2 tRNA genes and 3 rRNA genes are annotated in these 5,911 nt (G+C 49.4%); all 5 read left to right on the top strand.

Annotated elements, in window-relative coordinates:
- Positions 1-542: 542 nt before the first annotated feature.
- Positions 543-2,061, top strand: a 16S ribosomal RNA gene (locus D1164_RS23325).
- Between the two features lie 153 nt (positions 2,062-2,214).
- A tRNA-Ile gene (locus D1164_RS23320) sits at positions 2,215-2,288 on the top strand.
- A gap of 38 nt (positions 2,289-2,326) precedes the next feature.
- A tRNA-Ala gene (locus tag D1164_RS23315) sits at positions 2,327-2,400 on the top strand.
- Between the two features lie 432 nt (positions 2,401-2,832).
- A 23S ribosomal RNA gene (locus tag D1164_RS23310) occupies positions 2,833-5,645 on the top strand.
- Positions 5,646-5,758: 113 nt separating this feature from the next.
- A 5S ribosomal RNA gene (gene rrf, locus D1164_RS23305) occupies positions 5,759-5,869 on the top strand.
- Together the 16S, 23S and 5S rRNA genes with 2 tRNA genes alongside form the textbook arrangement of a ribosomal RNA operon.
- Positions 5,870-5,911 lie beyond the last annotated feature (42 nt).

Raw genomic sequence — 5,911 nt, 5'->3', positions numbered from 1 at the left:
GCGTATGTTAACTTAATTTCAAAAAAGATAGTATTTGGTATTCAGGGTGTTGAATAATTTTTGGGGCGAAAGGTAAAAAAAGGGTTAAAAAAAGTTTGCAGGAATTAAAAAGGCTTATACATTTGCAGCCGCTTTGAGAGCGATGTTCATTGTAAGGATTGAGGGGAGAAGGATAGGTTTGGCAGTTGGAAGGCGAAAGATTTTTAGGGATTAAAAAAAAGTTTGAGCCGGGATAAAAAAAACCGAAAAATTATTTGGTTAAAGAAAAAGAGTTATTACCTTTGCCGCCCCGAAATAAAGGGAACAGTTCCGGCAGGGATGCAAGAGAGAGAGGAGAATGGGTTAGAGGCTGCCGGTAAAATTAGGAAAAAGATGAAGGGTCAGCATTTAAGATGAGGTGCTGATTTTTTATGGAAAGATACAAAAAGAAGAGTTCTTTAAAATTTTGAAATAAAGCATTAAAAAAAAGCAAGGTGTACCAACTTTGTTGATTTCTGAGAGAATCATATCTGAGCGAAAGAGATTTTAAACTTTTTATAATTACAACGGAGAGTTTGATCCTGGCTCAGGATGAACGCTAGCGGGAGGCTTAACACATGCAAGCCGAGCGGTAAGGCCCCTTCGGGGGTACACGAGCGGCGTACGGGTGCGTAACGCGTATGCAACCTGCCTTATGCAGGGGGATAGCCCATGGAAACGTGGATTAATACCCCATAATATTATTTTATCGCATGGTAAGATGATTAAAATTCTGGTGGCATAAGATGGGCATGCGTCTGATTAGCTTGTTGGTGAGGTAACGGCTCACCAAGGCAACGATCAGTAGGGGTCCTGAGAGGGTTACCCCCCACACTGGTACTGAGACACGGACCAGACTCCTACGGGAGGCAGCAGTGAGGAATATTGGTCAATGGGTGAAAGCCTGAACCAGCCATCCCGCGTGCAGGATGACGGCCCTATGGGTTGTAAACTGCTTTTCTACGCCAAGAAACGGCCCTACGTGTAGGGCACTGACGGTAGCGTAGGAATAAGCATCGGCTAACTCCGTGCCAGCAGCCGCGGTAATACGGAGGATGCAAGCGTTATCCGGATTCATTGGGTTTAAAGGGTGCGCAGGCGGGCTTGTAAGTCAGTGGTGAAATACTGCCGCTTAACGGTAGAATTGCCATTGATACTGCAGGTCTTGAGTATGGATGAGGTAGGCGGAATGTGCAGTGTAGCGGTGAAATGCATAGATATTGCACAGAACTCCGATTGCGAAGGCAGCTTACTAATCCATGACTGACGCTGAGGCACGAAAGCGTGGGGAGCGAACAGGATTAGATACCCTGGTAGTCCACGCTGTAAACGATGTTCACTCGCTGTTTGCGATATACAGTAAGCGGCTGAGCGAAAGCATTAAGTGAACCACCTGGGGAGTACGATCGCAAGGTTGAAACTCAAAGGAATTGACGGGGGCCCGCACAAGCGGAGGAACATGTGGTTTAATTCGATGATACGCGAGGAACCTTACCTGGGCTTAAATGTAGAGTGCATGCGGTGGAAACACCCTTCCCTTCGGGGCTCTCTGCAAGGTGCTGCATGGTTGTCGTCAGCTCGTGCCGTGAGGTGTCGGGTTAAGTCCCATAACGAGCGCAACCCCTACCGTTAGTTGCCAACAGGTCAAGCTGGGGACTCTAGCGGGACTGCCACCGTAAGGTGAGAGGAAGGTGGGGATGACGTCAAATCAGCACGGCCCTTATGTCCAGGGCTACACACGTGTTACAATGGCCGGTACAGAGGGCAGCTACCCCGCGAGGGGATGCTAATCTGAAAAGCCGGTCCCAGTTCGGATTGGAGTCTGCAACCCGACTCCATGAAGTTGGATTCGCTAGTAATCGCGCATCAGCCATGGCGCGGTGAATACGTTCCCGGGCCTTGTACACACCGCCCGTCAAACCATGGAAGCTGGGGGTGCCTGAAGTCTGTGACCGAGAGGAGCGGCCTAGGGTAAAACCGGTGACTGGGGTTAAGTCGTAACAAGGTAGCCGTACCGGAAGGTGTGGCTGGAACACCTCCTTTCTGGAGCATCAGATATGAATGCCCGGAGATTGACAAGGAAGGCCCTTGCTTTTTTTATAAAATACAGAATAGAGTTCAAAGTTTAAAGTTCAAAGTTCAAATCAGGAGCAACTCGAAAACTTTAAACTCGAAATACGGAACTCTAAACAATAGAGTCCCGTAGCTCAGCTGGTTAGAGCGCTACACTGATAATGTAGAGGTCCCCAGTTCAAGTCTGGGCGGGACTACTGCCCAGTAAGCAGGATATCTTCTGCAAACTGGAACCGGGGGATTAGCTCAGTTGGCTAGAGCGCTAGATTTGCATTCTAGAGGTCAAGGGTTCGACTCCCTTATTCTCCACGAAGTTGAGTACAAAGTATCAAGTACAAAGTACAGAGACGAGAGAAGAAAAAACAGGTCGGAAAACAAAGTGATTGCCACACTCTAAAAAAAGGCAAAACGTTCAAAAAAGATTGACATACTGATAACAGTTCGGAGTTCAGGGGCATCAGGATTACGGGAAACGCCCGGAGTTTGAAACCTGAAACTTAAAACTGTGTGAGATAAGGCTGGGGCCGCAAAAGGTAAAGGTTCGATTCCTTTGTTATCTGCACAAACCTGGTAAAGGAGTGTTGTCCGGGGTATAAATACTCTGAGATAATAGTTGTTACTAAGGTTTTAAAGTTCTTTGGCATGATGGGAAATAGATAAAAGGTTAAAAATTGAAATCAATTTCAAGAATTACTGAGTAACAAAAGGATTATAGAGACGATATAAGGATTCTCTTGAAAAAAGAAAGTTACAAAGGGCGTACGGGGGATGCCTTGGCTCTCGGAGGCGATGAAGGGCGTGACAAGCTGCGAAAATCTGCGGGGATTGGCAAATACGAATCGATCCGCAGGTACCCGAATGGGACAACCCATCGCGAGCAATCGTGATATCCGGCAATAGCCGGAGGCTAACCCGGGGAACTGAAACATCTAAGTACCCGGAGGAAAAGAAAACAATAGTGATTCCCAGAGTAGTGGCGAGCGAAATGGGAGAAGCCTAAATCCCGGCAGTTTTGGCTGTCGGGAGGTTGTAGGGCTGCAATAATCTATATTAAACAGAAGTGGAACGGTTTTGGAAAGGCCGGCCAAAGGAGGTGATAGCCCTGTACACAAAAAGTTTGATATGGAGTGCAGTACCCTGAGTAGGGCGGGACACGAGAAATCCTGTCTGAATCTGCCAGGACCATCTGGTAAGGCTAAATACTCCCGAGAGACCGATAGTGAACAAGTACCGTGAGGGAAAGGTGAAAAGCACCCCGAACAGGGGGGTGAAATAGTACCTGAAACCGTACGCCTACAAGCGGTAGGAGTCCGGCATATGCCGGATGACTGCGTGCCTTTTGCATAATGAGCCTACGAGTTAGTCGTCACCAGCGAGGTTAAGGACTTCAGGTCCGCAGCCGAAGCGAAAGCGAGTCTGAATAGGGCGCATAAGTTGGTGGCGCTAGACGCGAAACCTTGTGATCTACCCATGGCCAGGTTGAAGTTTTGGTAACACAAAATGGAGGACCGAACCAGGAGACGTTGAAAAGTCTTTGGATGAGCTGTGGGTAGGGGTGAAAGGCCAATCAAACTGGGAAATAGCTCGTACTCCCCGAAATGCATTTAGGTGCAGCCTTGTAATAGTTTTGCAGAGGTAGAGCTACTGATTGGATGCGAGGGCTTCGCCGCCTATCAAATCCAGACAAACTCCGAATGCTGTAAAATGATTTACAGGAGTGAGGGCATGGGTGCTAAGGTCCGTGTCCGAAAGGGAAAGAACCCGGACCATCAGCTAAGGTCCCGAAGTGTATGCTAAGTTGAAGAAAACGAGGTCCGGCTGCTTAGACAGCTAGGATGTTGGCTTGGAAGCAGCCATTCATTTAAAGAGTGCGTAACAGCTCACTAGTCGAGCGGCTGGGCATGGATAATAATCGGGCATAAGCATACCACCGAAGCTATGGATTTGTACAATGTACAAGTGGTAGGGGAGCATTCCAGGGGCATTGAAGATGTATCGTGAGATATGTTGGAGCGCCTGGAAAAGCAAATGTAGGCATAAGTAACGATAATGCAGGTGAGAAACCTGCACGCCGATAGACTAAGGTTTCCTGATCAACGCTAATCGGATCAGGGTAAGCCGGGCCCTAAGGTGAACCCGAAAGGGGTAACCGATGGATAGCAGGTTAATATTCCTGCGCCCGCTATGCAATAAAAGTGACGGAGGAGCGAGGTGTCTGGGTGCTGACGGAATAGCGCGCAGAGCCTAGCCTTCGGGCGAAGCGAAGACAAGCAGCTTCTTCCAAGAAAAGCGAGCATAGCGGCCCGTACCGCAAACCGACACAGGTAGTCAAGGAGAGAATCCTGAGGCGCTCGAGTGATTCGCGGCTAAGGAACTAGGCAAAATGACCCCGTAACTTCGGGAGAAGGGGAGCCTCTAGCAATAGAGGCCGCAGAGAAATGGCCCAGGCGACTGTTTATCAAAAACACAGGGCTCTGCTAAATCGCAAGATGACGTATAGGGCCTGACACCTGCCCGGTGCCGGAAGGTTAAGGGGGGAGCTTATCTTCGGAGAAGGCTTGAACTGAAGCCCCGGTAAACGGCGGCCGTAACTATAACGGTCCTAAGGTAGCGAAATTCCTTGTCGGGTAAGTTCCGACCTGCACGAATGGTGCAACGATCTGGGCACTGTCTCGGCCGCGAGCTCGGTGAAATTGAAGTAACGGTGAAGATGCCGTTTACCCGCAACGGGACGGAAAGACCCCGTGAACCTTTACTGCAACTTCGCATTGGCTCTGGGTAAGTGATGTGTAGGATAGGACGGAGACTATGAACCGGTTTCGCTAGGAATCGGGGAGTCGCCCTTGAAATACGTCCCTTTGCTTACTTGGCGTCTAATCCGGCTATGCCGGAGACATTGCGTGGTGGGTAGTTTGACTGGGGTGGTCGCCTCCAAAAGAGTAACGGAGGCTTCTAAAGGTACCCTCATGGCGATTGGTAACCGCCAATAGAGTGTAATGGTATAAGGGTGCTTGACTGTGAGACCGACGGGTCGATCAGGTAGGAAACTAGAGCATAGTGATCCGGTGGTTCCGAATGGAAGGGCCATCGCTCAAAGGATAAAAGGTACTCCGGGGATAACAGGCTGATCGCTCCCAAGAGCTCATATCGACGGAGCGGTTTGGCACCTCGATGTCGGCTCGTCACATCCTGGGGCTGGAGAAGGTCCCAAGGGTTCGGCTGTTCGCCGATTAAAGTGGCACGCGAGCTGGGTTCAGAACGTCGTGAGACAGTTCGGTCCCTATCTGTTGTGGGCGTTTGAGATTTGAGAGGACCTGATACCAGTACGAGAGGACCGTGTTGGACAGGCCGCTAGTGTACCTGTTGTGGCGCCAGCTGCATTGCAGGGTAGCTATGCCTGGATGAGATAAGCGCTGAAAGCATCTAAGCGCGAAGCTCACCTCAAGATGAGATCTCGCTTAAGGGCCGTAGGAGACTACTACGTTGATAGGCTGCAGGTGTAAAGACAGTAATGTCAAAGCCGAGCAGTACTAATTGCCCGAATACTTTCAAAAGAATCAGGGGACCCTGATATTGTAATCAAATAATCCTTTCTTCCCATCGTGCCTAAAGGTATTGCAGGCCGCATTTCTTCCAGGGAGAAGAAATCAAAGCGGTTCTAAAAGATTAAGGTAGCTATAGCGGCGGGGCACCACCTCTTCCCATTCCGAACAGAGAAGTTAAGCCCGCCAGCGCCGATGGTACTGCGTAAAAGTGGGAGAGTAGGCCGCTGCCGGATTTATCCAAAGCCCGTGTTCTTTTGAGCACGGGCTTTTTTATG

It is taken from the genome of Mariniphaga sediminis (genome assembly GCF_003573545.1).
In the GTDB taxonomy this organism is placed as follows: domain Bacteria; phylum Bacteroidota; class Bacteroidia; order Bacteroidales; family Prolixibacteraceae; genus Mariniphaga; species Mariniphaga sediminis.
The sequence above is the reverse complement of the archived record's forward strand: the minus strand, read 5'-3'. Positions and strand labels throughout refer to the sequence as shown.